4 protein-coding genes are annotated in these 2,541 nt (G+C 75.3%); all 4 read left to right on the top strand.

Annotation, left to right across the window (positions count from 1 at the left end):
* The coding region (locus VG276_30350; protein HEV8653585.1) for a type VI secretion protein at positions 1–448 on the top strand (448 nt) is incomplete at its 5' end.
* 60 nt (positions 449–508) lie between these two features.
* A complete protein-coding gene (locus tag VG276_30355; protein HEV8653586.1) occupies positions 509–1,348 on the top strand; it encodes a replication-relaxation family protein in 840 nt (279 codons plus the stop codon).
* Between the two features lie 507 nt (positions 1,349–1,855).
* On the top strand, positions 1,856–2,263 hold the full coding sequence (locus tag VG276_30360) for a hypothetical protein (GenBank protein ID HEV8653587.1): 408 nt from the start codon (positions 1,856–1,858) through the stop codon (positions 2,261–2,263).
* 25 nt (positions 2,264–2,288) lie between these two features.
* Positions 2,289–2,541, top strand: a 253-nt coding sequence (locus VG276_30365; protein ID HEV8653588.1) for a hypothetical protein, incomplete at its 3' end; no start/stop codon positions are given.

Raw genomic sequence — 2,541 nt, forward strand, 5'->3', positions numbered from 1 at the left:
CCGGCTGGAGGAGCTGCTGCCGGAGGCGCGCGGCTACGGGCTGGCGCTGCACCTGGCCCACCAGCACCTCGGCCAGCTCCCCGCCGAGCTGTACCACGCCCTGTCGGCCAACGCCCGCACCAAGGTGTACTTCACCTGCTCGCCGGAGGACGCCCGCCTGCTGGAACGTCACGTCACCCCCCACCTGTCCGCCCACGACCTGGCGCACCTGGGCGCCTACCAGGCCGCCGTGCGGCTGGTCGCCGACGGCAGCGAGCTGCCCGCCAGCACCATCCGCACCCGAGCGGCCCCACCAGCCATCCCCGGCCGCGCCGAGCAGGTCCGCGCCGCCGCGCGGGCCCGGTTCGGGCGCACTGAACAGCGGCGGCGTGAGGAGCGGTTGCGCCGGGAGCTCACCGGCGTCGACGACCCCCGGCTGCCCGGCCCCATCCCGGTCGCCACGCCCTGACCCACCACCTGAGCGCCCCAACCCACCCGCGACCGGCACAAGACACCGCAAGGAGGCCTGATGGGCGCCCGTAAGGGCAACGGCGGCAGGCATGGCGCCGAGCAGCTTGCCGACCTGGCCGGCCGGCTCACCACCCGCGACCGGGAGTTGGCGCGCCTGCTCGCCGAACACCAGGTCCTCACCACCGAGCAGTGCGAGGCGCTGCTGGGCGCCAGCCCCGTCACCCTCGGCCACCGGCTGGTCGAGCTGGCCCGCCTGCAGGTCGTGGACCGCTTCCGCCCCCTCACCCAGGTCGGCGCCGGGTCCGCGCCCTACCACTACGTGCTCGGCCAGGCCGGCGCCGCGGTGCTCGCGGCCGAGCAGGGCATCGACCCCGCCGCCCTCGGCTACCGGCGCGACCAGGCGCTCGCGGTCGCGCACAGCGGCCGGCTGCTCACCCACCTGGTCGGGATCAACGGCTTCTTCGCCGCGCTCGCCCAGGCGACCCGCACGCGACCCAACGCCAAGCTGGTGTGTTTCTGGCCGGCGGCCCGCTGCGCCGAGCGGTGGGGCACGATCGTGCGGCCCGACGCCTACGGGCGCTGGGCCGAGCCCGCCGGCGAGGTCGACTTCTTCCTCGAGCACGACCCGGGTGGCGACACCCCGCCCGAGCGGCTGGCCGGCAAGCTCGCCGGCTACGACGACCTCGCGCTCGGCAGCCGCATCGCCACCCCCGTGCTGGTCTGGGCGCCCGACCCCGAGCGGGAGGCTGCCCTGCGTCGCCTGCCGCCCCCCGCGCTGGTGCCCGTGGCCACCGGCGTCCAGACACTCGGCAGCCCAGCCCATCAGGTGTGGCTCCCGCTCGGCCGGACTGGGCCACGCCGCGCGCTGGCGGCGCTCGCCCACGCCGACGCCTGGTAGCCCGCCACCAGCCAGCCATGCGATGCGCGCGCCAGCCCAAAGCGCCAGGCCACCAGCCCCCTGCCCGCCCCGACCGGCGCCGACGCGCCAGTCCAGCACCACACCCCTGCCGCATCGGCAAGCCCCGGCCAGCCCGCCGCGCCCGGACGGCCCCCGGACCGCCGGGCTAATGGCACCGAGCACCTGGACGATCAGCATCCCGCCGACGCCTCGCAGACCCGAACGGCGACCGAACGAGCGGTGAACCAGCCGGCTCGCCACGCCAACCGGCATCCCGGCGTCCTTGGATCCTCATCCAGCACCCACGCTCGGCGCGCTCGGGCCCCGGTCCTGACAGCCCATCCCCACACTCGGCCGCCCGCCGCGACGCGCCACCCGCCGCACCCCGGCGCACCCGCGGTGCGGCTTGAAGGCCTCGGCTCCGCGGAGGTAGGACCCCCACCCCACAGCCGACCGACCACCGACCACACCACGCCCGTGACCAGCAGCACCCGCGGAGGAACTGATGTGGCCAAGCGCCTGATCCGCCCCACCGAGGAGTTCACCATCGAACTGCCCTACAGCGAGGTCTGCATGCACCTGCGGGTGGCAGGCACCCGGATGCGCGCCCGGCTGCAGCCCAATCGGATGGTGCAGCTCCTGCAACCCGACGGCACCGACTTCTCCTTCCCGATCACCGACGGCGAGGCCGGCCTGTACACCGACGAGCAGGGCGCCTGGCTGCTCACCGCCCACGAGGAGCCCGCCGAGGATCCTCCCACCGACCCGGAGAGGTCGCCGACCAGCACCGCGCGCGAATGCTGCTGGACCCCGTCAGCGAACCGCTGGGCGTCCCCGACCGGCACACCTGGCGCGGTGGCGTCATCCACGGCCCCGGCGGGCCGCTGTACTGGCATCCCGACCTCGGCTACGTGAGCGTCCCCCACCTGGAAGACGAGCTGTGAGCGGCCCGAACCGCGCCACCGTGTGGCTGCGCTTCCCAAGCGGCCGCTGCGACCCGGTCGAGGTCGACATCGACCCGCCCGACACGCTGGCCGCCCTGACCAAGTGGGAACGGGTCACCGGACGCACCGATCGGTGCGTGGTCACCGTCCGTCCCGCTCCGCCGGGTGCCGGGCCACCCAACCCGGTCCTCGGCCTGCCCGCCATCGTCGGGGAGCCCGCCGACAGCCTGCTGGACCACCTCGCTGATG

It is taken from the genome of Actinomycetes bacterium, assembly GCA_036000965.1.
Lineage (GTDB): Bacteria > Actinomycetota > CALGFH01 > CALGFH01 > CALGFH01 > DASYUT01.